This is a genomic window from Methanoregula sp. (assembly GCA_041645435.1).
Lineage (GTDB): Archaea > Halobacteriota > Methanomicrobia > Methanomicrobiales > Methanospirillaceae > Methanoregula.
Map to the genome: position 1 here is coordinate 366,191 of JBAZQB010000004.1, position 25,855 is coordinate 392,045.

At 52.9% G+C, this 25,855-nt stretch carries 24 protein-coding genes and 1 riboswitch; of the genes, 13 read left to right on the forward strand and 11 right to left on the reverse strand.

The window, feature by feature from the left end:
* Positions 1-76 precede the first annotated feature (76 nt).
* From WC593_10525 to WC593_10540, 4 genes are all read left to right on the forward strand, one after another.
* Positions 77-742, forward strand: coding sequence for an MBL fold metallo-hydrolase (locus WC593_10525; protein ID MFA4825576.1), 666 nt, complete (start codon positions 77-79; stop codon positions 740-742).
* A gap of 99 nt (positions 743-841) precedes the next feature.
* Positions 842-2,053: a YcaO-related McrA-glycine thioamidation protein gene (locus tag WC593_10530; GenBank protein MFA4825577.1), complete on the forward strand. Its 1,212-nt coding sequence runs from the start codon at positions 842-844 to the stop codon at positions 2,051-2,053.
* Positions 2,016-2,663: a TfuA-related McrA-glycine thioamidation protein gene (locus WC593_10535; protein MFA4825578.1), complete on the forward strand. Its 648-nt coding sequence runs from the start codon at positions 2,016-2,018 to the stop codon at positions 2,661-2,663. Before WC593_10530 ends, WC593_10535 begins: the two co-directional genes overlap by 38 nt.
* A 95-nt stretch (positions 2,664-2,758) precedes the next feature.
* Positions 2,759-3,721, forward strand: a complete 963-nt coding sequence (locus WC593_10540) for an ATP-binding protein (GenBank protein ID MFA4825579.1) — start codon at positions 2,759-2,761, stop codon at positions 3,719-3,721.
* Between the two features lie 117 nt (positions 3,722-3,838).
* Here the strand turns inward: WC593_10540 and thsA are convergent, their stop codons facing one another.
* The 8 genes from thsA to WC593_10580 form a co-directional block, all read right to left on the reverse strand.
* Positions 3,839-5,482, reverse strand: coding sequence for a thermosome subunit alpha (gene thsA, locus WC593_10545; GenBank protein ID MFA4825580.1), 1,644 nt, complete (start codon positions 5,480-5,482; stop codon positions 3,839-3,841).
* Positions 5,483-5,648: 166 nt separating this feature from the next.
* Positions 5,649-5,712, reverse strand: a riboswitch (Fluoride riboswitch).
* Positions 5,713-6,278: 566 nt separating this feature from the next.
* The gene (locus WC593_10550; GenBank protein ID MFA4825581.1) at positions 6,279-7,001 is read right to left on the reverse strand and encodes a hypothetical protein; all 723 of its coding nucleotides are present in this window, start codon (positions 6,999-7,001) and stop codon (positions 6,279-6,281) included.
* 123 nt (positions 7,002-7,124) lie between these two features.
* The gene (locus WC593_10555) at positions 7,125-7,721 is read right to left on the reverse strand and encodes a CDP-alcohol phosphatidyltransferase family protein (protein MFA4825582.1); all 597 of its coding nucleotides are present in this window, start codon (positions 7,719-7,721) and stop codon (positions 7,125-7,127) included.
* Positions 7,722-8,231 (reverse strand): adenylate kinase family protein, encoded by a 510-nt coding sequence (locus WC593_10560; protein ID MFA4825583.1) that lies wholly within the window; start codon positions 8,229-8,231, stop codon positions 7,722-7,724.
* A complete protein-coding gene (hisC, locus tag WC593_10565; GenBank protein ID MFA4825584.1) occupies positions 8,228-9,286 on the reverse strand; it encodes a histidinol-phosphate transaminase in 1,059 nt (352 codons plus the stop codon). The genes WC593_10560 and hisC overlap by 4 nt, the downstream gene beginning before the upstream one ends.
* Positions 9,270-10,406, reverse strand: coding sequence for an acetylornithine/succinylornithine family transaminase (locus tag WC593_10570; protein ID MFA4825585.1), 1,137 nt, complete (start codon positions 10,404-10,406; stop codon positions 9,270-9,272). The genes hisC and WC593_10570 overlap by 17 nt, the downstream gene beginning before the upstream one ends.
* A gap of 35 nt (positions 10,407-10,441) precedes the next feature.
* A complete protein-coding gene (guaA, locus tag WC593_10575) occupies positions 10,442-11,359 on the reverse strand; it encodes a glutamine-hydrolyzing GMP synthase (protein ID MFA4825586.1) in 918 nt (305 codons plus the stop codon).
* A 9-nt stretch (positions 11,360-11,368) separates the two neighbouring features.
* Positions 11,369-12,949, reverse strand: a complete 1,581-nt coding sequence (locus WC593_10580) for a CTP synthase (GenBank protein ID MFA4825587.1) — start codon at positions 12,947-12,949, stop codon at positions 11,369-11,371.
* Positions 12,950-13,141: 192 nt separating this feature from the next.
* Here WC593_10580 and WC593_10585 point away from each other — a divergent pair, with 192 nt between their 5' ends.
* The gene (locus WC593_10585; protein MFA4825588.1) at positions 13,142-13,849 is read left to right on the forward strand and encodes a tetratricopeptide repeat protein; all 708 of its coding nucleotides are present in this window, start codon (positions 13,142-13,144) and stop codon (positions 13,847-13,849) included.
* A 121-nt stretch (positions 13,850-13,970) separates the two neighbouring features.
* On the opposite strand, the gene WC593_10590 is transcribed toward WC593_10585, so the two are convergent.
* Positions 13,971-14,474, reverse strand: coding sequence for a PaaI family thioesterase (locus tag WC593_10590; protein MFA4825589.1), 504 nt, complete (start codon positions 14,472-14,474; stop codon positions 13,971-13,973).
* Between the two features lie 293 nt (positions 14,475-14,767).
* On the opposite strand from WC593_10590, the gene WC593_10595 reads away from it, so the two are divergent.
* Positions 14,768-16,231: a hypothetical protein gene (locus WC593_10595; GenBank protein ID MFA4825590.1), complete on the forward strand. Its 1,464-nt coding sequence runs from the start codon at positions 14,768-14,770 to the stop codon at positions 16,229-16,231.
* Positions 16,232-16,370: 139 nt separating this feature from the next.
* Here the strand turns inward: WC593_10595 and WC593_10600 are convergent, their stop codons facing one another.
* Positions 16,371-17,195: a winged helix-turn-helix transcriptional regulator gene (locus WC593_10600; protein MFA4825591.1), complete on the reverse strand. Its 825-nt coding sequence runs from the start codon at positions 17,193-17,195 to the stop codon at positions 16,371-16,373.
* Between the two features lie 42 nt (positions 17,196-17,237).
* On the reverse strand, positions 17,238-17,717 hold the full coding sequence (locus WC593_10605) for a hypothetical protein (protein MFA4825592.1): 480 nt from the start codon (positions 17,715-17,717) through the stop codon (positions 17,238-17,240).
* 166 nt (positions 17,718-17,883) lie between these two features.
* Between WC593_10605 and WC593_10610 the strand changes: the two genes are divergently transcribed.
* From WC593_10610 to WC593_10640, 7 genes are all read left to right on the forward strand, one after another.
* Positions 17,884-20,127, forward strand: a complete 2,244-nt coding sequence (locus WC593_10610; protein ID MFA4825593.1) for a beta-propeller domain-containing protein — start codon at positions 17,884-17,886, stop codon at positions 20,125-20,127.
* Positions 20,128-20,333: 206 nt separating this feature from the next.
* Complete coding sequence (locus tag WC593_10615; protein ID MFA4825594.1) at positions 20,334-20,888, forward strand: hypothetical protein; 555 nt, start codon at positions 20,334-20,336, stop codon at positions 20,886-20,888.
* A 164-nt stretch (positions 20,889-21,052) separates the two neighbouring features.
* Positions 21,053-22,039 carry a MoxR family ATPase gene (locus WC593_10620; GenBank protein ID MFA4825595.1) on the forward strand — a complete coding sequence of 329 codons (987 nt, stop codon included), beginning with the start codon at positions 21,053-21,055 and terminating at the stop codon, positions 22,037-22,039.
* A 49-nt stretch (positions 22,040-22,088) separates the two neighbouring features.
* Positions 22,089-22,982, forward strand: a complete 894-nt coding sequence (locus WC593_10625) for a DUF58 domain-containing protein (protein ID MFA4825596.1) — start codon at positions 22,089-22,091, stop codon at positions 22,980-22,982.
* Positions 22,966-23,916: a VWA domain-containing protein gene (locus WC593_10630; protein MFA4825597.1), complete on the forward strand. Its 951-nt coding sequence runs from the start codon at positions 22,966-22,968 to the stop codon at positions 23,914-23,916. Before WC593_10625 ends, WC593_10630 begins: the two co-directional genes overlap by 17 nt.
* Positions 23,913-25,445 carry a hypothetical protein gene (locus WC593_10635; GenBank protein ID MFA4825598.1) on the forward strand — a complete coding sequence of 511 codons (1,533 nt, stop codon included), beginning with the start codon at positions 23,913-23,915 and terminating at the stop codon, positions 25,443-25,445. Before WC593_10630 ends, WC593_10635 begins: the two co-directional genes overlap by 4 nt.
* Positions 25,446-25,584: 139 nt before the next feature.
* Positions 25,585-25,815 carry a hypothetical protein gene (locus WC593_10640; protein MFA4825599.1) on the forward strand — a complete coding sequence of 77 codons (231 nt, stop codon included), beginning with the start codon at positions 25,585-25,587 and terminating at the stop codon, positions 25,813-25,815.
* Positions 25,816-25,855 lie beyond the last annotated feature (40 nt).

The following is a 25,855-nucleotide window of genomic DNA, read 5'->3' on the forward strand; positions in this document are numbered from 1 at the left end:
AAGGCAACACTCATACCATGGGAATACCTAATGCCTATCCGGTGATACCATAGAGATAATAACGGGCATCCACCAGGTGGACGGAGTCAATGGCAACTGTTACATCCTTGTCCGCGATGGCCTGACGGTGATCGATACCGGCCTGCCCGCAGGCAGCGGGAAGAAGATCCTCTCCTATATACGGAATACAATGTACCGGGAACCGACTGAGATCAAAACCATCGTCCTCACCCATTTTCACATCGATCATATCGGAGGTGTCGCGATCCTGAAAAATGCGGCCCCCGGTGCAAAGGTTGCGATCGGGAAAGCGGATGCAGGGTATGTTACCGGACAGATCCCGCTGCCGGTGTATCCGGGCTTACGGGGCTTCCTGCTGCGAATCGCTGGTGCGATCATGAACCCCGGCGTCTTTTCCTTAGATATCCTGTTGAACGATGGGGATCATATTGACGGGCTGCTGTGCATCCACCTCCCCGGCCACACTCCCGGGAGCATGGGGTTTTACGATGAACGGACAAAAACGCTGTATGCCGGTGATATTCTCCGGTATGACGGGACATCCATCACCGGGGGACCCCCTCTGTTTACGATGGACAGGGATAGTGTGCACCAGTCAATCCGCAAGCTCGCCTCCCTCGATTTTGATCTCCTGCTCCCCGGTCACGGAGTCCCGGTCAGGGACGGTGCATCGGCAAAAGTTAAGGAGTTTGCAGCGACACTACCCCCCTCCTCCTTGTGAAATCACCACGTAGCTCACCCGTTCATTTTTTTCCTGGCCATCACTTATGGGCATGTATAAACCCGAAAAGTGCCCACCTACTACTTAAGAGATATATCCATGCAGCTCCACTCCTGCAAAAAGACCTACAACAATGAGACGCAGCGGGCCATCCCGCTCGATGAGACCCTTGCCCGCATTGAACCCAAAGTTCCCGCAGCCGGCATCACCCGTGTCGCGGACATCACGAACCTTGACCGGATCGGGATACCGGTCTTCTCCTGTATCCGCCCCACAGCAGAAGACGGTGCGATTACCGTGTACAACGGCAAAGGAGCTACGGTAGAGGAGTCGCGGATATCAGCAATCATGGAAGGGATCGAACGGTATTCGGCCGAAGCGCACGACCGGGACATACGGGTCGCCCTCTTCCAGGAACTGGAAGGACGCGAGCCGGTCATCAACCCGAATGACCTGATCCTGCCGGAAGGTGCAGCAACGGATCGGTTCATGTCCTGGTACCAGGGGTACGATATTGTCAATAACGAGACGGTCTGGGTCCCGGCCTATGCGATATTTCACCCGGTCCCCCCCCGGCACCGGGGACCCTCCCGCACGAACACGAACGGCCTTGCCTCCGGAAACACGATCGAAGAGGCAGTATTCCATGCCCTCTCCGAAGTCATCGAGCGGGATGCCTGGTCGCTCGTGGAATCGACCCGGGACACCGGCCCTGCGGTTGTCGGTATCGATGACCCGACAATTATGGACATGCAGAAGAAGTTTACCGATGCCCAGGTCGAGGTTACGATTCGGGATATTACCAGCGACATCGGCATCCCGACGATCGCCGCAGTTGCAGATGATGTGCTCTTAAAAGACCCCAGTCTCCTCACTATTGGTATCGGGACGCATACCAGCGCACGGATTGCCGTGATGCGGGCACTCACCGAAGTAGCCCAGAGCCGGCTCACCCAGATCCACGGGGCACGGGAAGACACAACGCTTGCCGATCTCCGCAAAAAGATGGGGTACGAGCGGGCGAAACGGATCAACGGGTACTGGTACCGCAATAACGGGACGGTGGATTATGCAACGATCCCCTCATCAGATACCGATGATTTCTTAAAAGATATCGGAAATATCATCACGGCACTCAAAAAGAAGGGGCTCGACCGGGTCATTGTCATCGACCTGACCCGGGAAGAGATCGGCATCCCTGTCGTCAGGGTGATTGTCCCGGGGCTTGAAGTCTTTGCAATGGACCCCGAGCGCCGGGGAGAACGGGTGAAGCATGCCAAAGATCATCGTCTTTCTCGGGCCAAGCCTTGATGTAACCTCGGCCGAACAGATCCTCGCTGCCGAGTACCGGCCTCCGGCAAAACGGGGCGATCTTATCGCCGCAGCGCGGGATGGTGCTGCAATCATCGGCCTGATCGATGGTGTTTTCCACCAGGAATCGGCAGTCGCCCACCGCGAGATCCTTGCCGCGGTGAAAGGCGGCATCCGGGTTGTCGGTGCATCGAGCATGGGTGCACTCCGGGCTGCTGAGATGGATACGCTGGGGATGGTCGGTATCGGCGAGGTTTACCGGATGTATAAGAGTGGCGAACTTGAGTCCGATGACGAAGTCGCCCTTGTTTTTGATCCCGAGACGGGGTTATCCCTTTCTGAACCGCTCATCAATATCCGTGTCACCTTTAAAGAAGCGGAACGGCAGGGAATCATCACGGCACCGGATCACGCAGTCTTACTCTCGGCGGCCCAATCCGTCTTCTACCCCCAGCGTACCTACGGGCGGATCATGGCGGCAGCGGGTGCGGCAATTACTCCGGAGACTCAGGAGCGGTTCTTATCATGGGTGAAACTCCATGCCTGCGACCAGAAGCGGGAGGATGCGGTTGAAGCTCTCAGGTATATAGCAAACATCAGCCAGAGGTAATCATCCAATGGCAGATTGTAATGGGACTGTCAGGGAAATATCATTCCAGCTGAACCGGCAATCATTTATTACGCCTCCAGACTAAGGCATCATCAATGACGATGTCTCCCAGCCTGCCGGGATTTGGAGGTTTATCCCTGTTCCGTCTCTCCCCTACCGATCTGGTCAGGTTCTGCGTGATTACCTCCATCACGTTCTCGATTATTGGCATTACGTATCTCTCCAGGGCTACCGGATACGGAGCACTCGTCCCGCAGCTCTTCTATTTTCCCATTCTCTATACCACCTATTTTTATCCTGAACGGGGCCTGTATGTCGCATGCAGCTGTGCAGCAGCCTACCTGTTCATCACCCTCTCTTTTGTCAGTCCCGAATTCATGAACATCGGCGGGATAATCTTCCAGGCCCTGCTCTTTGTCGGCATTGCAGCAGGGTCAGGGTACATAATCAGGTCACGAGATTTCTCCCCGTATCTCATTCCCAAAGATGATACCCGTGCAATACAGGGGATGATCAAAACCGGCGAGAACGATCACGTGGAATTCAAGCTCCAGTCCCTCTGGAGTGCTGGCTTTACCAGGGAAGAAATCAGTACCAACGAATCTCCGGAAGTGCGGAAGTACCGGACCAATGCTTCGAAGTTTATCATCGCCCGCTCGATTGCCGGGTTCCTGAATACGGATGGCGGGGAGCTTATCATCGGGATCCGGGAAGACCGGCATCACAACACTATCACGGTTACCGGCATCGAAAACGATTATCCCCATATGCATGAGGAAGACCGGAATCCTGACGGGTACCGGAGGATGATTGTCGACTCAGTGATCCGGAAATATCTTCCGGAGATCTTTGAGTCCGCAAGCAGATTTATCCACATCTCTTTTCCGGTAGTATCCGGAAAAACTCTCTGTCACCTGCATATTACTCCTTCTGATAAACCGATCTTTGTTGACTCCGGTACTGACGAAATTTTTTTTATCCGGGTCGATGCCTCCACCCGTGCCATTACCGGAAAAACCCTGACTCGTTATACTCTCACAAGGTTTTCATCAGGTTAAAATAGCGTTTGCATCCTTACTTTTAGTCAGGAACTTTTTCATGCTTGAATGCGGAGACAACCGGTCAAATAGCAGTTATCTGGTATATAACCCTTAAAAAAAAAGAAAATTATTGCTTCAATAGCCGCCCATGCCGGGGGGCATTCCACCCATTCCGCCGGGTGGCATACCGCCGCCCGGAGCACCGGATTTTGACGATGTGATGACATCGTCAATGCGGAGGATCATGACTGCTGCTTCTGCAGCGCTGGAGATTGCCTGGGTCTTGACCCGGAGCGGTTCGACAACTCCTGCCTTGAGCATGTCAGCCGGTTTGCCGGCCACTACATCAAGGCCGTAGGTTTTCTTGCCTGCTTCGTGGGCTGCCCGGAGGTCGACAAGCATATCGATGGGGTCAAGCCCGGAATTTTCGGCAAGAACGCGGGGGATGATCTCCATTGCGCTTGCGAACGCTTCGATGGCAAGCTGGCCACGGCCACCGACGGTTGCAGCATACTCGCGGAGCCTTAACGAGAGTTCTGTCTCAGGCGCTCCGCCGCCGGGAACAATCTTCTTTCCCGAAACGACAACACTGACCACCATGAGGGCGTCATGGATGGCCCGTTCGAGTTCATCTACGACATGCTCCGTTCCGCCGCGGACAATGATGGAGACCGCTTTGGGGTTTTTGCATTTCGAGATATAGATCATCTGATCGTCGGAAAGTGTTTTCTCTTCGACAAGGCCGGCTGTACCGAGATCCTTAGCCGTAATAGCATCGACGCTGTTGACGATCCGTGCACCCGTTGCCCGGGCAAGGTTTTCGACATCGCTTTTTTTGACCCTGCGGACCGCAAGAATGCCGGCTTTTGCAAGGTAGTGCTGGGCAACATCGTCGATACCTTTCTGGCAGATGACAACGTTTGCCTTGCTCTTTATGACCTTGTCCACCATCGCGTGGACCATCTGCTCTTCTCCATCGAGGAATGCCTGAGCCTGCCCGAGAGAAGAGATATTGATCTTTGCGTTCACTTCGGTCTTTTTGTATTCGAGTGCCGCATTGAGGAGCAGGATCTTTGCATCCTTGACAATTTTGGGCATGCTCGGGTGCGCACGTTCCTTGCTGATAACCATACCTTCAATGAGGGCCGAGTCATCGATTGAGCCGCCTACCTTCTTTTCGATATTGATATGGGCGAGATCTGCGGTACCATCGGGGTCGGTGACAAACGTGACTGCCTTGACGATGATATCGCAAAGGTGGCCTTTTGCTACATCCGAGTTCTTGCCGGTGAGTGCTGTCTCTGCAATTTTCTTGAGCATCGCGGTATCGGTTGGCTTGACCGTGATGGCGTACTTGTCGAGCAGCACGAGAGCTTTTTCTGCTGCCATCCGGTAACCCTCAGCAATACTGGTCGGGTGAATCTTCTGTTTAAGAAGCCCTTCTGCGTTCTTTAAGAGTTCACCTGCAATAACTACGGCAGTTGTCGTGCCATCGCCGACTTCAGCATCCTGCGTCTTTGCAATCTCGACCATCATCTTTGCGGCAGGGTGCTCGATATCCATCTCCTTTAAGATAGTGACACCGTCGTTTGTGATGGTGATATCCCCTATACCATCGACAAGCATCTTGTCCATACCCCTGGGACCGAGGGTCGACTGGACCGCTGTTGCAACAGCTCGTGCAGCGGCAAAATTGCTGTTCTGGGCATCCTGCCCATGGCTTGTCGTTGATCCTTCCCTCATAATTATTATGGGTTGTCCCCCGAGTTGTTGTGACATTGTGTACCTCTTTTTTTAGATTGTTCCATCGATTGTCATTTTACCCGTTCCGGTGATCATTCCTGCATGATTACCGGTCAGCCATAACGGATTACTACGGATAATCCATTGGTGGCAGTAGCATGCCATTTTCGGGATTGCACGGTTTCGTGCGCATACCGGTGCCGGTAAAACAGAAGTCATCATCCCAGAACGGACGTTTGATGGTGGACTTCATCTCCAGATGATAAAACAGATTGACCTGCATCGGTTTTATGTGTATCCATCGTGTGGTGTGTTTCAGCGGAAAACCGTCTTACCGATCGGAAAATACTATGCATCTCTCAAATTGTGACCGCTGCTTCAGACAATATGGTATTCATTTTAGTAGCATGCATGTCATCAGCGCAATCAATTGTGACCATACTCATCGACTAAATATCAAATCCTTTCCCTGCTTCTAATTTTTTACACTTTTTAAAAATTGCGGATCTTTTGAAAATCAGGCTCTGTTGAAATTCTTGTGGGGCACCAAAGAATCGCTCTTGGGGGCTACAGCACATCGTGCTTCCGCCCCCGCCGCTCGGGCATCCCCCAATGTTGCGATAGCCGTCAGAAGGTTGATGAGAAAACTCGAAGATTGGGGGTCAAGGGGATACTCCCCTTGGGCTGCCTCACCCTCTGGGGGAGAGAAGGGGTCACCCTCCTGGCTGCCGAGAGAAAACAAACGAACAACAAACAAGAGTTTTTCAAATGGACACATTTTTTTTTTTAAAATTGTCTTTTTTTCCAATGAAAAAATGTGCAGGGAAAAACCCTACTTTGTATCCCTCAACCTGACCGCGTTGTTCCCGTCCCACAACAGGACCACATTCGAGCTTCCCAGCATCCGACCGGTTTTGGAATCTGTTGCAGTTACGGTGATGATAACCGGTTCAAGGATAGATGCTGGTTGTTCGGTAAATGACCAGTATAATTTCTCTCCATGATTGGTAACCGGGTTTCCAACCTCATTTACTGTATAATTTACTGCGCCCCACGACAAGAATTTCCCATACGTTGCATTCCATACAAATTGGGATCGTGCAGCATCAAAACCGTTCCCATCAACGGTAATCCCAATCCCGGGTGTTGAAGACATAATGGGTGAGTACCACTGCGGGCTTGCGGTCAGGGTTACCGATGTTTTTGTTACTACCGATAAGGTTGGGGGCTGTGCCGGCACAACCGAACAGCGTCCGTTCGTGCACCCACAGCTGCCGGCGCCGCAGTCCAGCGGTCCTTCGCAGCTCATGGTGCACATCACATTATCGCACACGGGTTTTGCAGCCTGTTTGACACAGCCGGTCGGATGACAGCACGGGGCAGGTACACAGTCCGCATCGGTCGTGCAGGTCTGTGAATCAATAGGAACGGTTGTCACCGCTGGAGGCAGGGTAGTTATCACTGGAGCTGCAGGGGGTGGAGTTTGTGATGTGCAGCCTGCAAGGAGAGCCGCAGCAATACAGAGGAAAAGGAGCATGAGTATTTTTTTGTCCATACTAAAAATCTGTTGTACTCCTGATAAAACCGACGGTGACTGCGAAAATGTTCGCTCTTTTCTTCTGAATAAAAACAAAGGTGGGAATACTACCCTTTCAGGTGCATCCCCCTGCAGGGGAGCTCACTCTACCTTTGCCCACACGTACGCAAACCGCTGGAACGCGGTGATATGCCCGAAGATACCAAAGAGTAACAGCAGCCAGCCGAACCAGCCGAGCCCATAGAGACTTATAGGGGCGATGAGGTCGATGAGGCCGACAACCATGATCAGGACGAGCCGGTCTGCCCTGCCCAGCAGTCCGCCATAATAGCGCCCGACACCCACCGCCTGCGCCTGTGTGCCGAGATAGGAGGACATCAGCACCCCGGTGAGTGCCAGTACGCCGATCTGCCACGGCACCATCCCCCCGGCAAAGATACCGGTGATAATGAAGATATCCGCGTACCGGTCCACCGCATGATCGAGGAAGTCACCCCGTTTGCTCTGGCACTTCATCTCGCGGGCAACCGCTCCGTCCATCGAGTCACAGAATGCATTGAGGGCGACTGCTGCAACGCCCCAGAGTTCGAGCCGCAGGTAAAACAGGATGCCGGCTGCAGCAGATGCGATCAGGGCAGCGATCGTAAAGAAGTTCGGCGTCAGCCGGCACCGGATTGCAATCGCAACCAGCGGATCGAAATAGACTTTCACATGGGAACGGTACTGGTCGAGCGTCATTTAATGCACCTCTAAAAAGCCGGACCAGTCGATCAGACCGAACTGGGCCGGAAGCTTTCCTGCAACAAACCCTTCGATCTGGTCAGCACAGTACACCGGGTCGTGACCCGTGGTGTCCAGTTCAAAGATATGTGCGGCATCGTGCAGGTCCACCGTCTCGATCAGGCAGTCATCGAGAGCTTCTGCATCCGCATTTTCCTGGATCTTGCCGGCAGGATATTTACGCTGTTCCAGCCGTTTTTTCAGTTCGTCCGGGCGGCACCGGAGCACAATAATGCGATCGCAGGGAAGCAGGTGGGCAAAGTGTCCTTCCACAAACCCGTGTACCGGGACAAACTCCGCTGCCCAGCGCTCATCATCGAAGATCTCGGTGTCGCGCTGCTCATCGTCACCGGTGATATAGGGGCGTATGGTATCGGTAAGATGCACGACCTTGTGCCCCCGCCGGGTAAGCTCCTCGCCTATCAGCGATTTGCCGGTGCCCGGAGTGCCGGTGATACCGCACATCATAGTTTGTTTATCTCCTCAATGAACAACTCGTTCTCCCAGTCCTCACCGACGCTCACGCGGATGTAATGGTCAGGCAGACCGGCAAAACTCCTGCACGAGCGGACCACAACGCCTTTGCGGGCAAGGTTTTCAACAACTGCATCGCTCTTGTGCGGGGCGACATCGATCATCACAAAGTTCGCATCCGAGGGGAGCACCGGGTACTTCACCTCATCGGCAAACCGTGTGCGCCATCGCTTCACCTGATCGATATAGCGTTCTGCACGCTCCTTGTCCGGCAGTGCCGCTGCTGCCGCTGCTGCGGAGACCGAATTGACGGTGAACGGCGTCCCTGCCCGCTGGTACCACGGCGGCAGCCATCGCGGGGTGAATGCATACCCGATCCGCAGGCCGGCAAGGGAGTAAACCTTGGAAAAAGTTCTTCCCAATACAAGGTTCTCGTGTTTCTTCATGAGAGGGAGATAGTCGATACCGGCAAACTCGACATAGGCATTGTCAAGAAAGAGGACGCCTTCAATTCCTTCGAGAATCGCAGCAACGGTGTCAACCGGCATTGCATTCCCGGTAGGGTTGTTGGGAGAACAGACAAAGGTAATCTTTGCCTCTTTGGCTGCCTCAATCAGTTTTCCGCAATCAACCGAGAAATCTGCTTCCCGTGGTACGGTGATTACTTCAGCACCCTGGCCCATCGCCGCCAGTGCATAGAACGAGAAGGTAGGCGTGGAGATTGCTACGGTCTCCCCGGGCTCGACAAGGGTGCGGATGATAGTCTCGATCACACCGTCCATCCCAACGCCCGTCACAAAGTGATAATCGCCATAATATGCCCGCAGGGCATTCATCAGGACATTGACCCGCTCATCCGGATACCGGTTCACGGTTTTGAGTACTTCTTCTGCTGCAGCTAACGCAGCAGGAGAAAGGGGCTCGGGGTTTTCATTGCTGGCAAGCCGGGCTATCTTACGGATACCGTACTCGCGGGCGATATCCTCCGCTTTTTTGGCAAAGACATAGCCGCTCTTTTTTTTATAGCAGGATCTAACCAAGCGCTCCATTGATCACTCCGACCACGCGGTCGATCTCGGCATCCGTAATTACGAGCGGCGGGACTAACCGCAGGTTCCCATCCGCAGCGCAGTTGACCAGTACACCCTGGCTGGCGCATTTCTTCTGGACATCCGGGCATTTGTCCCCGATAGTCATGCCGATCATCAGCCCGCGGACACGGGGGTTTAACGCGGCAAGACCCCTGCCGAACCGTTCGCCTTTCCGGGCCACATCGGGAAGGATCTTTTCTATGACGCCAATCGTGGCAAGCGCTGCTGCACAGGCAAGCGGGCCCCCGGCAAACGTGCTCCCGTGCTCGCTCTTTTTGAACTCCAGGTCTTCACGGGCAACCAGTGCGCCCATTGGAAACCCGCTGGCGATCCCCTTTGCAAGGGTGACAATATCCGGCATCACCTTCGTGTGCTGCATGGCCAGCCATGTGCCGGTACGTCCCATACCGGTCTGGACCTCATCAGCGATCATGAGTGCGCCGGTATCATCGCAGATCTCGCGGATGCCTTTGATGAAACTGTCTGGTGGTATAATGACTCCTGCCTCTCCCTGGATCGGTTCGAAGATGATCCCTGCTGTATCGTTATCCACGACTTTTTTCAGCGCATCAAGATCGCCGTATTCGACAAAGGTCTTGACCATGCCGAGCGGCTCGAACGGCTCACGGATCGCCGGCTTGTGGGTGACGGCGAGGGAACCTACGGTACGGCCGTGGAAGCCGTGGGTGAAGGCAACAAATTTTTTCCTGCCGGTCCGGACCCGGGCCAGTTTGAGTGCCCCGTCCGTTGCTTCTGCACCCGAGTTGGAGAAAAAGGCCTTGTGCAGGCCGGTAATCTCTACGAGTTTCTTTGCAAGATCCCCCTGGTGGGGCACGTAATAGAGGTTGGAGCAGTGGATCAGCTGGTGTGCCTGGTCGCAGATCGCTTTTACTACGGCCGGGTGGCAGTGACCGGTACTGCAGACCGCGATGCCTGCGACACAGTCAATATACTGTTTCCCTTCCGCATCCCAGACAATTGATCCCTCGCCTTTTACAATCGCCATATCCCGCGAGAACGCCGGCATAACGTAGCGTTCATCGAGTGCTTTGAACTGGCTTGTTGTTTCCATTTCCATCACCGTATTCTTTTTTGTTTGCTTATGTTCCCACGTTATTCATATTCAATGGTTGCCGGGGGTTTAGCCGTGATATCGTAGACCACCCTGGCAACGCGGGGAATGTCAGCGGTAATTCTTGAACCAATTTTTACCAGGTGTTCAAACGGGATATCGAGCGGATCTGCTGTCATCCCGTCACGGGAGTTTACCGCTCGTATGGCAACGATCCACCCGTGAATCCGGTTGTCGCCTTTGACGCCGGTGCCAAGGCCGAGCAGTGCGGCAAAGCACTGCCAGGGCCGGTACTTCTCGACCAGTTCGTCTTCAACGATCCAGTTTGCCTCGCGGATAATGTCGACTTTATCTTTGGTAATTTCACCAATGATACGAACCGCAAGCCCCGGGCCGGGAAACGGCATCCGGTGCTGGATCTCCTTAGGGAGACCAAGGGCTCCGGCCACGTCCCGCACTTCATCCTTGTAGAGGTCGCGGATCGGCTCGATCACTTTCACAAACTCCATATGCAGCGGCATACCCCCGACATTGTGGTGGCTCTTGATCCCACCCTCGCTCTCAATGCGGTCAGGGTAGATGGTACCCTGCAACAGGCATCTGGCTCCGACCTTCTTTGCTTCACGCTCAAAGACCCGGATGAACCGCTCGCCGATAGCCTTGCGCTTGGCTTCGGGTTCGGTGATGCCCTTTAAGCATGCGAGGAACTCGTCTTCGGCATCCACAATCTGGAGGTGGATATTGCCAAAGAGCGTGCGGATCCGTTCGGTCTCGCCCTTCCGCATCAGGCCGGTATCGATGTAGATCGGGATGAGATTTTCACCGATTGCACGGGCTGCAAGAGCCGCACAGACCGAACTGTCCACGCCACCTGAAAGGGCCATGACCACCTTGTCGTCACCTGCTGCGGTTTTGATCTCTGCAATGGATTTTGTAATAAATTTCTCTGTATTGACCATCTTTATCTCCTATATTGTCCTCTTGTTCGCCCTGCATGCTTCAACAAACCCAAGATACGGGGGAGACGGGCGGGTTGGCCGGGAACGGAACTCCGGGTGAAACTGCGTGGCAAAGAAGAACGGGTGACCTGGGAGTTCGAGACACTCCATCCGGTTCTTGTTGGTTGCGGAAAAGACGAGCCCTGCCTTCTCCAGGTCCCCGATATACTTCGGGTTCACTTCGTACCGGTGCCGGTGGCGTTCGGTGATCTGTTTCTCCTTGTAGAGTTTTAACGCCAGCGTGCCATCACGGATATCAGCGGTATAATTGCCAAGCCGCATTGTCCCGCCGAGTTCGTTGATCCCTTCCTGTTCCGGTAAAAGCCCGATCACGTGGGTGCCCTCTCCGAACTCCTCACTCGTGGCATCGGCAAACCCTGCCTTGTGTCGGGCGTACTCAACGGTTGCCAGCTGGAACCCTAAGCAGAGGCCGAGGAATGGCACATTGTTCTCGCGGGCAAATTTGATCGCTTCGATCTTGCCTTCAATACCGCGTTTGCCGAATCCTCCGGGAATCAGGATGCCGTCATAGTCCTTGAGCTGGCTCCGTTCGTAGCGTTCCGCATCCAGCCAGACAATCTTTACTTCCGTCGAGAGTGCCCGTCCCGCATGCTTGAGCGATTCCTTGATACTGATATAGACATCCTCAATGCCGTACTTACTGACGATAGCAACGGTCACCCGGTTGGTGTACTCCTTGTTCACCAGCCGGTACCAAGCGGTGTCGGGCTCTTTTTTATCCAGGCCGAGATGGGCAGAGAGCACATCAGCAATGCCTTCCTTTTCCATCTCCATCGGTACAGCATACGTGTCAGGAGCCGTGGCAGCAGATATGACGGCCGTCTGGGGGAGGTCGCAGAATGCTGAGATCTTGCGTTTTGTCCCGGCCCCAATCGGGTTCTCGCTCCTGCCGACAATGATGTCAGCATGAAGCCCGAGCTCCCGCAGGGCTTTTACCGAGTGCTGGGTGGGTTTGGTCTTCATGTCCCCCATCGTATCTTCAGGGATGAGGGTGACATGGATGAGCACAATATCATGCTCGGGGAGTTCACCGTGCATCTGGCGGACCGCTTCTAAAAACGGCATGCTCTCGATATCACCAACTGTTCCCCCGACTTCCACGAGACATATGTCCGCCTTGGTACCGTCGGGAAATTCCCCTTCTGCGGCCTGGCGGATACAGGTCTTGATCTGGTCAGTGATATGAGGAATAATCTGCACGGTCTCTCCGAGGAAATCGCCCCGGCGTTCCTTATCGATGACCGTGCGGTATACCTTGCCGGTCGTGATATTGTGGGCTGCCGTCAGCTCGATATCAAGGAACCTCTCGTAGTTGCCGAGATCGAGATCGACTTCACTCCCATCCTTGAGCACAAAAACTTCACCGTGCTGGGCCGGGTTCATCGTTCCCGCATCAATATTCAGGTAGGGGTCGATCTTGACTGCTGTCACCTGATAGCCGCGGTTCTTTAAGATACGTCCGACCGATGCAGCCGTGATCCCTTTTCCCAGGCCGCTCATCACACCGCCGGTAATTATGATGTACTTCACGAGAATCTCCCCAGTTGCATTATATTTGGCTCACAATCCCTAATAGTGTTATCTTCGTTTAAGTAACGGCAGAAAACCCGGAAATTTCCCTCTTGCCTGTCTGCACCGGCCCGGCAAAGCCATTGCTATGAACCTGTGGTGACGCTCTTTTAAAAGCAAGATTAATTTGTGAAAACATCTCACTGAGATGATATGAAATTCAGGCAGATTATTCATATTCTGGCAATTATCGCATGCATTGCCTGCTTCGTCCCGCCGGTACTGGCAGCGGATGAAGCCCCCAAAGATGAGGCAACTACCTTTTATAACCGGGGTGAACTGCTCCTCGATACGAATGACTATGAGAGTACGATTGCCCTCTTTGACCAGGCACTTGCCTCCAATACGACCTTGATGGGAATATCCAATGGCCTGCTGTACACGTACCGGGATAAAGCCTACGCACAGATACAGCTCAAGAAATACAACGAGGCCCTCCAGACTCTCGACCAGGGACTGGCACTCTATCCCAAGGACAACATGCTCTGGAACAATAAGGGCTATGCGAACTATATCCTTGGAAAATACCCTGAAGCTCTCGCAGCGTATAACAATGCCATCTTGTTTGAGAAGAATTATACGATTGCCCTGATCAACAAGGGAGACACCCTCTCAAAGATGGGAGACTACTCCGGGGCTATTGATACGTATAAAATTGCCCTTGAATCTGATCCCGGCAACCGTGATGCAACAGCGGGTCTCGCCGCTGCACAACAGGCCGCTGCATCGACAATACCGGCATCCATGATAGTGATTGTTATCCTTGTGATCATTGTCGCTGGTGGCGCGGTCTGGTATATTAAATGCAAAAAGCCTGAAGAGAAACTTAAAGAGAAGAAGTCCCCGGGTAAGAAGAAATAATTTTTTGCATTGTAGAAAATCGTTTTTCACGTAATATATTGCCCCCCTCTTGCGCTACCAGTCCCCCGTTGGGGGACGGGCGCAGTGTGATAGCCCGAGTAAGGTTACAGGTAATACGTTGTCATCGCAATGGGGGGTGCCTCAGTGGCGGGGGCGAAGCCCCCGGGAACGTCAGAGTTTTCTCAATGATTTGTACAGAGCATTTTTTATATTCCTTTACCGTCACGGCAAATGCTGACGAAGTACGGGAAAGCATCGTCTTTTCATCGCTTTCTAAAAAGACCTCAGCTTCAGCAAACGCAACCCGTCTTCCTTTCTTGATCACCTTTGCCTCGGCAACGATGAAACCCTCCCGGACACCTTTGACAAAACTGGTGGATTCGGAGATGGTCGCAATACCCTCGTGCTCCTTTAGCTGGGTGTAGAGGGCAAGGGCAATCGCCTCATCCGCGAGTGCAACGAGCATTCCTCCCTGCAGCCAGCCGACACCGTTGAGCATATCCGGCCGGATCTGCATCCTGAGCACTGCCGTTCCGGGTTCATAACTGACGATATCAATCCCCATTAAACAAAAGAACGGGTTGGCATTGCTGCCATGCTTCCGGATATTTTCTATATAGGACATGAGTCTCTTTAGGATTATCAGATTATTGAACGATTAAAATGATCCATTCCTATGAACAGCGCGATTGGCAAAACGTTTCAAAAGCAAAGATGAGACTGCTTTATTTTTAAACGTCCCATTGACTTTTTTTTCAGATAATTAGGCACATGAAAATTCAATCGAAAACGAGTAAGAAAAAATCCTTATCCCCACATACCACCGTGGACACTTCAGGTCAGGAATTTCCCGCAATACAAATCCCAAAACATTTTCCCCACTATCCCCAATAACCTGATAATAATCCGGCAGGAAAAATGAGTCCGCGTATCCAGGCAGCAGCAGTCTCCCTACAAAAAAAACCCGGTATCTGCTTTCCTATCGGCATCCCGGACCCGGAATCACTTACCGGGGGAATATTGCAGCGGATAGGTAAGAAGCTCTATTACAGAACTGTAATCTTTTTTCTTATTGCGGCGATCCTGCTCATCCCGCCAACTGCTGCTATCATTGTGGATAGTGATGGTCATCAGGGACCGACAGGTATTCCCCTCATGATACCCGCTTTCCAGATACCTGACAATCCGGCGGGGACACCGGTTCTTCCAACAGAGCCGGCAGATAATGACGACAATGAACCGGGGCACGGACCAATACCTGCGAACCAGGCCGGGATAACGGATACTGCCACGTTACCGTTTATTTCCTATAACCGTACACCGGGGAATATTTCCCGCCAGTACACCTTCTCCTTCCAAAAGTCGAACATCACCATCACGACCAATGTAAGCAATGCCGTCTATTACGGGGCAAAAAACGGGGATAAATTCGCAATAATATCACAAGAAACCGCACCGGAAACCATGGCTTCCGATTACTACCGGGCGTTTGTTGACGATCCGCACCAGGACTCGCTCTATGCTGACCTCATCCAAAGTTTCCGTAGCATCAGGACGGAACAGCAGTATTCCGATGACGAATATCTTGAACTACTCACGGTATTTGTGCAGAGCCTTCCTTACGACAATGAATCTGCTGCACACCCCGATAATCCCTCTCGTTTCCCGGTCGAAACCATTGTTGAGGGGACCGGTGATTGCGATGATAAGAGTGTCTTACTTGCCGGCCTCCTCTCACGGGAAAGTTACAACGTCTCACTCCTTCTCTTTATCCCGGAACACCACATGGCGATCGGTGTAAGTGGTGAACGTATGCAGTACAGGGACACCGGGTACATTTATGTCGAGACTACGGGCGTTTCATTCATGGGTGATGTGCCACGGGGACTGAACCAGTCCGTAAAATATGTCCCTTCCGGCCAAGTTCCGGGAAAGACGCCTATAACCAGTCTTCCGCTGGTGATCCGGGTGGGTTCAGGATCCAAAATGTTCACCAGTGCGGAAAAAACAGAATATATCTTACTCCAGAAGAAAGCCGTTGATGCACGGATCGCATTACTCAGGGTGCATCTTGAAAAGACCTCACAGGATAGTCCCTCCCGATACAGGACACTCATGGAGAACTACTACACGTACACGGGAATCCACAACTATATCGTGAAGCACGAGCAGGATCGGGCCGGAACCTACCTGTATCTCACTTCACAGATGTCCCCTGCTTTTTCAACATGTAGTTCTACTGGCGATCTGACCTGCCCGGCTTCCCTGACGAGTGATGAGACCGGGCAGGCATGGTATATGCCATGTCCCCGGGGGATCTGGGTGCCACAACGGTGTGTGTGGCAGAGCGTGCGGCAGGAATTCGTCAGCTTATGCTCGTAACAGAATCCCCCGGCAATAGATGGATTTTTGGATGTAGGGGAAACAGCACGCTAAAAAAAATCATTCCGCCATCTAAAAATGGCCCGGTAAAGCCTAATACTACAGAATATGCTGCCTTAAAAAATCCAGAAAACACCGGTTAGAGTTCTGCGGTTCCGGCCATGGCAGAATAGCGGACCGTAATGACTGCACCTGATGACTGTCCTGGCAAACCAGAAACATCCTCACAATATTTTAGCAGGGATGACCATGTTGCTTCCGAGAGGGCATATCGGGAAAAACGCCCGTCCTTTCGTACGTTTAAGATACCGTCATCGATAAGCCGTTTCATGTGCCAGGAAACGGTTGGACCCGACACGCCGAGAATCTTTTCAAAGTCCGTGCGGGACATCAGAGGATTCCGGGCAAGAGAGAGGAGGATCTTATTATCTGTATCCTGACGCAGGTATTTCATCACTTTCTGTTCACCATTGCCATATTTGCCGGAATTCTCAAAATAACTGAGAGCCCCATGGTTCTTGAGAAGAATAATTTTTTTAGAAATTCTCATGAGGGTCAAGTGATAGGTGAGCGCACCGCGGGAGATCCCCATCTCTTGGGATAACTCAACGAAACTGATACCCGGCCGGGACCGGATGAGGGTGTACAACGTATTTCGTACCGTGCTGGCAAGGATATTGTTTCTCGCTATCCTCTTAAACCCGAACAAGGAGAGGAATTTTAATGCAAAAAAAATCTCGACCGGAAAAACAAAAGCCGGGAAGAGGGCGAGGGCACCTATAATAACCATCTCGCGGAACGTGAGATCCCAGAATGTAATGGGGATGACATCTGTGGTGGTTTTCCCGGTTGCCCCGAACGCCGGTTCTACGATATATCCCTGTGGGAGAGCGATTACTGGTACTGCAAGTGCTGCGAGCAGAACAGCGAGCAGCGCAACAGAAATCAGTTCCCTCCTTATCATAACTGTTTTATTTTTTTTGTTTACTCATCAGCCTTGTGGTCTTTAGGTGCTGGTCTTAATCCATGAAAGATTTTCGAGACTGCCAGAGGTAATATTCTTGAAACTATGGACCTGGAATTTCCAGAGTCCCGGCACCATACCAACTGGATTATTAATCTTTAAATCAATCCTCCCGTCAATTCTGCCATCCGATCCATCAGTAAAAGGGCCAAGGGTTTTGTCCGGGGTAATGACCGATAATGAAAGCGGATCGGCCAGATCGCCGCTATAGAGTGAGACAATGATATAGGGGGTGTCAGCAGACACGTATTTTGAGAACAATGCGGTATGTTCCTGGTGCCCGGTCCGGTTTGTTGCTGACAGGAGCCCGGTCATCCCGCTTTGCATGGATTGATCCAAAGGATTGTCTGTAATCGCAGTTGCACAGTACCTGCCAGGGGCCTGTAGAGGACCCGGGGAAGCAACCGCGAGGACGAGCACTGCACCGGCACAAAGCAGCACGGCAATCCACAGGACTTTCATATAAAGAGCTGCTCCCATGAATGATATCAGTGTTATCGTTTGTCTGCGGTCGAGTCTTTTTTTCGATATGTAGAGCATTTGCTCATAAATCGTTTATATAGACGGGGCATTTTTCTGACCATACAAATCCCGGTCGTGGTCGTTTCGCGATCGGAGGTGATCATGTATGGTACCAAAAAACACAATCGTTCTGATCCTGTCAGGCATTATCTCCGGCATCATCCTTGCATACCTGGTGATGACCGCATTCTCGCTGCAAATGGGGGAAACCAGTAGTAGCCAACTACCGATCCAACCCGCTCTACAGCAAAAAGTCATGCCCGGCGCTGAAGAACCACTACAGTTCTCGTCACAGGAGGATGCCCGGGCATTTCTCAGAACACATACTGAGGGGTATGATGAACCGCAGCTCCTGACAGACGTAACCGGCCCTGTGGATACCCGCGAATGGTCCACGGCAAACGGGACCCGCACCTGGAGGTTCGATGTCGATACATCGACTTTCAAACCTGATGAGTATATCGTCACGGCAGATGCAATCCTGCAACAAGCGACCGGCACCGCCCTCTTCAATGTTCTTGATTCGCCGCAGGGAAGGATCTCACAGCGGGCGCAGGGACTCCAGCCGATACCCGTCACCGGGAAATATTTCATCACCATCAACCCTATCGGCGACCGGTATGTGGGTGAGAAGTTCACCATCACCGGGCGGACCAACCTCGCGGCAGATGACGAGATGCTTGTGCAGGTCTATTCTTCCTCCTTCAAGCCAACCCAGAAGAGCCAGAGCGGGGAGTTTTCCGGTTCGACCGGGACCATCCGGGCATCGTCATCCTCGCAACCGGCACCGGTATCAATGACAGCCCCGGCACCGGAAACGAACCGGGAATATTCCACCACCAATGTCCAGGTAAAGGATGTGGACGAGGCGGATATCATCAAGACTGACGGGACATACCTCTATGTCGTTACCGGCAATCACGTCCATATCCTTCACGCATATCCTGCTAATACCGCAGAAATTATCTCGACCTTACAGTTTTCCGGATCCCCACAGTCATTGTACTTGCACGGGGACCGGCTCGTTCTGATCAGTTCTGAGTATAAACCACGTACCTTCATGAATTGCCCGCCCGGCGCCTGCGGCAACACCATGCCAACCGTCCAGAAGACACGGGTATTTGTCTATTCGATAAAGGATCCGGCCCATCCGGCACTCCAGCGCGAGATGGAGATGGATGGAGCGTATAAGGACACCCGCATGATCGGCTCAATGCTCTATTTCGTCACGACGGATTACATCGACCTGTATGCCGATGATGTGGCCTTTCCGGAGATCTATGACAGCCGGAGGGGTTCATCGGTTCCCCCGGTCTATTATTTCGATAAAAAAGACCGGGAGTATTCCTTAACAACCGTCGGGGCTGTTGATATCATTGCGGGTGATCCGATAAAAGCAAAAACATTCCTTATCGGATCGGCCGGAACCCTATACGTGTCACCGGACCGCTTGTATATTGCGATCGCTTCGCCCGGAGATTACCGCACCCCGGATAAAACCGACCTGTATGCCTTTGCGCTGAACGATGGCCTGATATCCTTTGCAGCACGCGGAACGGTTGACGGGACGTTGCTCAACCAGTTCTCAATGGATGAATACGAAGGAAACCTGCGGATTGCGACAACCGTTCAGGACCGGGGCGGCCCGCGGAACACCCGGTTCAGCAAGGTATCGGTCCTGGATAACCATATGAGCATCATGGGCTCGGTGGATAATCTCGCGCCCGGCGAGCGGATCTATGCTGCACGGTTCATGGGAGACCGGTTGTACCTGGTGACATTCCGGGAGACCGATCCGCTTTTTGTCATTGATCTCTCGGACCCGGCGCGTCCGATGGTACTGGGTGAACTGCATATTCCTGGCTACTCCAGTTACTTGCACCCTTATGACGCCACTCATCTCATCGGTGTCGGAAAGCAATCGACATGGGGCGGCCTGAAACTGGCACTTTTTGATGTTGCCGATGTGCACAATCCGCGACTGATCGATGAGGAGAAAATGGGCGGATACGGAAGCGATTCCGAGATACTCACGGATCACAAGGCCTTCCTGTTCGACCGGGAAAAGGATCTCCTTGTCCTGCCCGTTCATCTCGTGGAAGATGCAACGTCTGTGAATGGCTGGCGTCATTCAATCTGGGGCGGGGCATATGTATTTGGCGTAGATCCGGACAACGGTTTCACCCGGAAAGGGACGGTCGTGCATTACCGGGATACGAACGGATCCTACCATGAAGTAAAACGTGCGCTCTATATCGAAGATACGCTCTATACCATGTCACAGGACAAAATTGTCATGAGCGATTTACGAAATGCCACACGCTTGATCGGTGCTGTCGGGTTGAGATAGGCGCATATTTTTTTCTTTTTTTAGTCCGGGTACCTGAGTTCACGTTTCATTTAATGAATTACCGTGGGGTATTTTGTTCGCAACCACACGGTCTTTTCCCAACATGTAGAGAATTTGCTCATAAGTCGTTTAAATGCAAGAATTAAATCTTCTGACGTAAGCATCTGGTGAACATTTCACCGGTGTCAGGATAAGAGGTTAAAAAAATGGCAACAGAAAGAAAAGGATCGAACAACAGCATGGGGAAAAAACCATGGATATCCATCGCAACAATCGCAGGTATGATTATTGTGGTGGTAATTGCGCTCGTGTATTTTTGGGGCGGCAATGGGGAAACAACGAGCCTCCCATCACCCGGTTTATCTCCAGTGCAGTCATCATCAGTGCAGGGAATACCAGTGTCCGCTGTCAGGGCGTCGTCCCAGCAGCCGGGGGTCCTGACTTATGGTGTCGCCCCGGAAAGTATCTATGAACCCACACAGGTCGTAATACCGGTAAAAGGGATCTTTATTAAGGTCAGCTACCGCGGCGGGTATGAAGGGTCATACACTTCCGGGAGTGAGACGCAGGAGATCCACAATTCGGGAGAGCGGCTGTTTGAGATCGAACACCCGGGCACTTCAGTATCAGTCTCGTTTAAAAAACAGGATAATTCCGCAAAACAGGCACTGGTTGTCGAGGTCTGGAAGGATGGTAGCATGATAAAAACAGCATCTACTTCCCTCCCGTCGGGTGAAATCAATATCAACGGGGATATATAGGCCTGCAGACACAATCCGTCAGGTTCAATGCATATACCGGACAACCGCATAATCAATCGCAATAGTGTGAGGGTAGGACAAGCGGGATCAACGGGCAAATTCCCATTTGATGACCGGGACTATGCCACAAGTCCAGCAAAAATCGCGAGTGCATGGTGACAGAGATGAATGCAGAAATTTCCCAACTGACCGATCAGGCAAAAATGTTTGCTGCGGAACTAAATGCGCTCCAGGGCGAGATGATGAGCGTCGTTGTCGGGCAGGAAGACGTTATCGACCGGCTCATCATCGCATTGTGTGCGGACGGGCACGTTCTTTTAGAAGGAGTGCCGGGCATTGCAAAGACGCTTATGATCCGCACACTCTCGCAGTGCATAGATTGCAGTTTTGTCAGGCTCCAGTTCACGCCGGATCTCCTTCCCGCCGATATCATGGGGACGAAAATCTTCAACCAGAAGGATGCCAGCTTCTCTACTATCCGGGGTCCGATCTTTGCACATTTTGTCCTTGCCGATGAGATCAACCGTGCACCCCCGAAGGTGCAGTCCGCCCTGTTAGAGGCAATGCAGGAGAAGCAGGTGACCATCCAGGGTGAGACACACCCGCTTGCTCACCCGTTCTTTGTGCTTGCCACCCAGAACCCTATCGAATCAGAGGGCACTTATCCCCTCCCGGAGGCTCAGGTCGACCGGTTTATGTTCAAGGTACTGATGACCTACCCGGATAAAGAAGACGAGGTCAGGATTCTCGACCGGTTCACTGAAGGTACAACCATCACCCCAAAAAAGGTGATGAGTGTAGAAAAGATCCTCGCCATCCAGTCATTCACAAGAAGCCTTTACGCGGATGCTGCTATCAAGCACTATGTCACGGAGCTCGTGGATGCCACCCGTCACCCGGCTGCCTATGCCATAGACACGGCAAAGTACGTTGCCTATGGTGCATCCCCGCGTGCGTCTATCAGCCTGATCCTCGGTGCCAAGGCCCGGGCCCTGCTGGCCGGCCGGGGTTTTGTGCTCCCCGAGGATGTCAAAGCGGTGGCACACGATGTGCTCCGGCACCGAATCATCCTGACGTATGAGGGTGAGGCAGAAGGTGTGACGCCGGATGCGATCATCGATCGAATTCTCCAGAGAGTAACGGTGCCGTAAGGACTGCCATGACCACGGGAGCAGGCTGCACGGATAAGGGGGTGACCACATGGAAAACAGAACCGACCTGATCCGCCAGCTCAAAAAGATTGAGATCACCACCAATGCGCTGGTGGAAGGGCTCCAGTCGGGGCTCCACCACTCACTCTTCAAAGGCCATGGGGTCGAGTTTGCCGAGATCCGGGAGTACGTGCCCGGAGATGATGTCCGCACCATTGACTGGAAAGTCACTGCCCGGTACAACCGCCCGTTTATCAAGGAATATACCGAGGAGCGCGACCAGACCTTTTACTTTGTCGTAGATATATCAGGATCCGGCACGTTTGGTTCAGAGATCTCCAAACAGAAGAAGATGCTTGAAGTGACCGCGAGCCTTGCCTTTGCAGCACTGCGGAATAACGACCGTATCGGCCTCTGCCTTTTCTCGGACCGGGTGGAAAAGTTCCTGCCGGCAAAACGGGGGAAAAAACACCTTGTCTCGATCCTCAATACCTTAATCGATTATAAGGCAGTCTCGATCAAGACCGATCTATCAGTCGCAGCAAGGTTCCTTGGCACGATCCTTATGCGAAAAAGTTCGGTGATTATCCTGTCGGATTTCGTATCGCCGGATTTTCTGGGGGCGCTCAAGGCCCTCCGCAGGCGCCACGAAGTCATCGCAGTCCGTGTTACAGATGTGCGGGAACAGGAGCTGCCCGATTTCGGAACCCTGGCACTTGAGGATTCCGAGACCGGGGAACAGGTTCTCGTGGACACGTCCGATGCTGGCTTTCGCACGAGATATTCAGCACTCGTTGAAGAAGCGGAAAGGACACTCACTGCCGGCCTTTCCCGGGCGGGAATCGGCAATGTATCACTCCTGACAACAGATCCCTACGATATCCCGTTGCAGCAGTTCTTCCGGGGCATGAAGAGGAGGCGGAACCATGGCAGGATTCTATAACCCAGTCTGGCTCTGGGGACTTGTTCTTATACCTGTCCTGGCCGCAGCCTATCACTTTGTACTTAAGAAAAAGAAACGGGAAGCGCTCGTCTTTTCCAACATTGCATTTGTAAAATCTGCTCTCGGAGACAAACAGAAATCCCGGCGTGCTCACCTGCTCTTTGCAATCGTCCTCGCTGCCATTGCCCTGCTGTTTATCGGTCTTGCAGACCCCCACATCCCCCTTGATCAGGCTAAAGAAGGGGTCAATGTCGTCCTTGCCATTGACGATTCCGGGAGCATGCAGGCCAGCGATTACCCGCCCACCCGGCTCGAAGCAGCCAAGAATGCGGCCGACACGCTTATCAAAAACCTCGAGCCGTCCGATAATGCCGGCGTTGTGATCTTCGAGTCCGGCGCAACTACTGCGGCGTACCTGAGCCCCGACAAGGACCGGGTCCGGCAGAAACTCGGGTCTATTACACCAAAACCGGGACAGACCGCAATCGGCGACGGCCTCATGCTTGCGATCGACATGGCCCGATCAATACCGAACAAAAAAAGCGTGGTAATCCTGCTCTCGGATGGCGTAAACAACACCGGCATGGTTACCGTTGACGAAGCGGTCGCAGTTGCACAGGACGCCAATATCCAGGTCTTCACTGTGGGGCTGGGATCGTCACAACCGGTGGTGATCGGGTATGACTGGCTGGGCAAACCGCAGAATGCCGAGCTCGACGAGGCAACCCTGAAGTCGGTTGCAGAAAAGACCGGGGGCAGGTACTTCAAATCTGTAGATGGACAGACATTGTCTGAAATTTATACCGGACTGAATAAGGTGATTGTCCGCGAACCGGAAGAGACGAGCATCAGGGACTTCTTTATTGGCGGGGCACTCATCCTCATCCTCATCGAGCTCTTTCTGCGGTATGGGCGGGGGCGGATCATCCAATGAGTTGCAAGGTCCTGTTTGCGTTTCTCTTGCTCTGTCTCATCGTCCCGACAGCTCTTGCCGCAGATATCACATTCACCGCAGGCCAGCAGGACTATTATTTCCTGACCGGGCAACCCGTGGAGATCCCGCTTGCGGTGACCAGCAGTTATCCGGATGAGATGCCCGGGACCGTCCGTTTCTCCACCGATATGCAACTCCAGAAGACCGGTGTTGTGATGATCAGCACCCAGAACCGGGTCTTCACCCAGACGATCCCGACCGGCCAGTCATTCTTAAACCTCACGATGGCCCCCTCACAGGTGTCCCGGGATTACAAGGTGCATGTATCGTTCTATCATGTGGCCCCGTTCCCGGTCAATACGAGCCTGCCGGAGTTCTTCGTCCACATTGTATCAGACTCCGGCCTCATGAAAAATTCCACCGTATTTCTGGAAAGCACCAGCCGGCCGGAGAGCGGAGAGATCCCGTCGGCAAGTTCTGTTAGTATGGTGGAGCAGACGGTGAGCACCCGGCAGCAGATGGGATCTGACAGCACAGGGCAGCAATCAATTGCGAGTGGCCAGCCGCAAATGGATACGGAAGCTGCCCGACAGCAGCAACAGCGCGAGAAGGAGAAGCGGGAGCGGGAACAATCGGAGTTTGACGGGCGGCTCGGAACAGATCCGCTGTTTATGGCAGTGAACGACAGTCTTGGTGCCGAAGGCTTCACCCGTCAGACATTGGATTCACAGCCGGCAGGTAATGATACTGGTACGTTCTCAATGGTGTACCGGAAAGGAGCGGAAGACCAGGTCATCGTGCAGGGTTCAATGCAGGGCGGGGTCGTCCCTTCGGTGCGCGAGGTGGCGAATACTGCGATCACCGCTGACCCTGCACTGGACGCCGATATGACATTCCAGTCCTTTGCCCGGACACTTGCAGAGCAGGAGTATGATCATAAGGAGACTTCCATCAACCGCACGCTCTCCAGTGCAATGGCGAATATCACGTATGCCACATCCGATGGAAAAAAAGCGTACATGAATGCGACCACGAAAGACAACCGTGTTGTGCAGGTGACTCTGGATCTGGAGACCGGGCCGGCCGGCTTTCCGCGTGTCCCCGTCCTTATGCTGGCGATAGTAATCCTTACGATCTTCGGAGGGTACGTGTACTGGAGATACAAGCGACGCGTGCTTCCGGCACCCGATGCCCGGGCCGGCTTACCGACGCTGTACTTTGACCATCGAAAAGAGGCAGAGCAGCTCCTTAACGATGCCGAGCGGGCATCTAACCAGCACCGTTACTCCGATGCGTACAGCCAGGCAGGCCGGGCCCTCAGGGTATTCCTGTCGTACGAGTACGGGAACAAGGACGAAGTTACCACAACGGAAATTGTGTCGCTCCTCCGCACTTCTGGCCGTGATGTCAGGAACATTGAAGGTATGCTCTGGCTGTGTGATGAGGTGGTTTTTGCCACACGGGAGCCGGATGCCGCAGAATTTTTATCCATGATCCAACAGATACGGCAAATTATCGCCTCATCTTGACCGGAAATTATGCTGGGCTGATAATTATTTTATAAATAAGTCCGTTTCGTTGCCGACAATCTTTTTTATGAGAATCTGGAACAGGATTCCTTATGTTTCACCCCTATCCTTAAGATTCCGAAAATGTCATCTTTTCACCATGCAGGACCCTGAAACAAAAGAGATGCTCGCTGACCTCATCTGGCTCAATGCGGTAATTGCCACAGAACTCATCCAGATTACCGAGAACACATCAGCAATTCTTCGTAAATCCCCGCCACCGGAGAGTTGCCTTGCCGAACATCATGAACTTAAGAAAACCGCGCTCCATATGGCAGAGAAGTACCGTCCGGCAACGGTGCTTGGCCAGCACCTGCTCAAACACCAGTAATGTTATTGGGACACTCTGCTCACGGTTATAGTACAATATA

Coding starts and splice junctions, on each gene's coding strand:
- WC593_10530 (MFA4825577.1), top strand. CDS start 842: ATGCAGCTCCACTCCTGCAAAAAGACCTACAACAATGAGACGCAGCGG.
- WC593_10535 (MFA4825578.1), top strand. CDS start 2,016: ATGCCAAAGATCATCGTCTTTCTCGGGCCAAGCCTTGATGTAACCTCG.
- WC593_10540 (MFA4825579.1), top strand. CDS start 2,759: ATGACGATGTCTCCCAGCCTGCCGGGATTTGGAGGTTTATCCCTGTTC.
- thsA (MFA4825580.1), bottom strand. CDS start 5,482: ATGTCACAACAACTCGGGGGACAACCCATAATAATTATGAGGGAAGGA.
- WC593_10550 (MFA4825581.1), bottom strand. CDS start 7,001: ATGGACAAAAAAATACTCATGCTCCTTTTCCTCTGTATTGCTGCGGCT.
- WC593_10555 (MFA4825582.1), bottom strand. CDS start 7,721: ATGACGCTCGACCAGTACCGTTCCCATGTGAAAGTCTATTTCGATCCG.
- WC593_10560 (MFA4825583.1), bottom strand. CDS start 8,231: ATGATGTGCGGTATCACCGGCACTCCGGGCACCGGCAAATCGCTGATA.
- hisC (MFA4825584.1), bottom strand. CDS start 9,286: ATGGAGCGCTTGGTTAGATCCTGCTATAAAAAAAAGAGCGGCTATGTC.
- WC593_10570 (MFA4825585.1), bottom strand. CDS start 10,406: ATGGAAATGGAAACAACAAGCCAGTTCAAAGCACTCGATGAACGCTAC.
- guaA (MFA4825586.1), bottom strand. CDS start 11,359: ATGGTCAATACAGAGAAATTTATTACAAAATCCATTGCAGAGATCAAA.
- WC593_10585 (MFA4825588.1), top strand. CDS start 13,142: ATGAAATTCAGGCAGATTATTCATATTCTGGCAATTATCGCATGCATT.
- WC593_10590 (MFA4825589.1), bottom strand. CDS start 14,474: ATGTCCTATATAGAAAATATCCGGAAGCATGGCAGCAATGCCAACCCG.
- WC593_10595 (MFA4825590.1), top strand. CDS start 14,768: ATGAGTCCGCGTATCCAGGCAGCAGCAGTCTCCCTACAAAAAAAACCC.
- WC593_10600 (MFA4825591.1), bottom strand. CDS start 17,195: ATGATAAGGAGGGAACTGATTTCTGTTGCGCTGCTCGCTGTTCTGCTC.
- WC593_10605 (MFA4825592.1), bottom strand. CDS start 17,717: ATGAAAGTCCTGTGGATTGCCGTGCTGCTTTGTGCCGGTGCAGTGCTC.
- WC593_10610 (MFA4825593.1), top strand. CDS start 17,884: ATGGTACCAAAAAACACAATCGTTCTGATCCTGTCAGGCATTATCTCC.
- WC593_10615 (MFA4825594.1), top strand. CDS start 20,334: ATGGCAACAGAAAGAAAAGGATCGAACAACAGCATGGGGAAAAAACCA.
- WC593_10620 (MFA4825595.1), top strand. CDS start 21,053: ATGAATGCAGAAATTTCCCAACTGACCGATCAGGCAAAAATGTTTGCT.
- WC593_10625 (MFA4825596.1), top strand. CDS start 22,089: ATGGAAAACAGAACCGACCTGATCCGCCAGCTCAAAAAGATTGAGATC.
- WC593_10630 (MFA4825597.1), top strand. CDS start 22,966: ATGGCAGGATTCTATAACCCAGTCTGGCTCTGGGGACTTGTTCTTATA.
- WC593_10635 (MFA4825598.1), top strand. CDS start 23,913: ATGAGTTGCAAGGTCCTGTTTGCGTTTCTCTTGCTCTGTCTCATCGTC.
- WC593_10640 (MFA4825599.1), top strand. CDS start 25,585: ATGCAGGACCCTGAAACAAAAGAGATGCTCGCTGACCTCATCTGGCTC.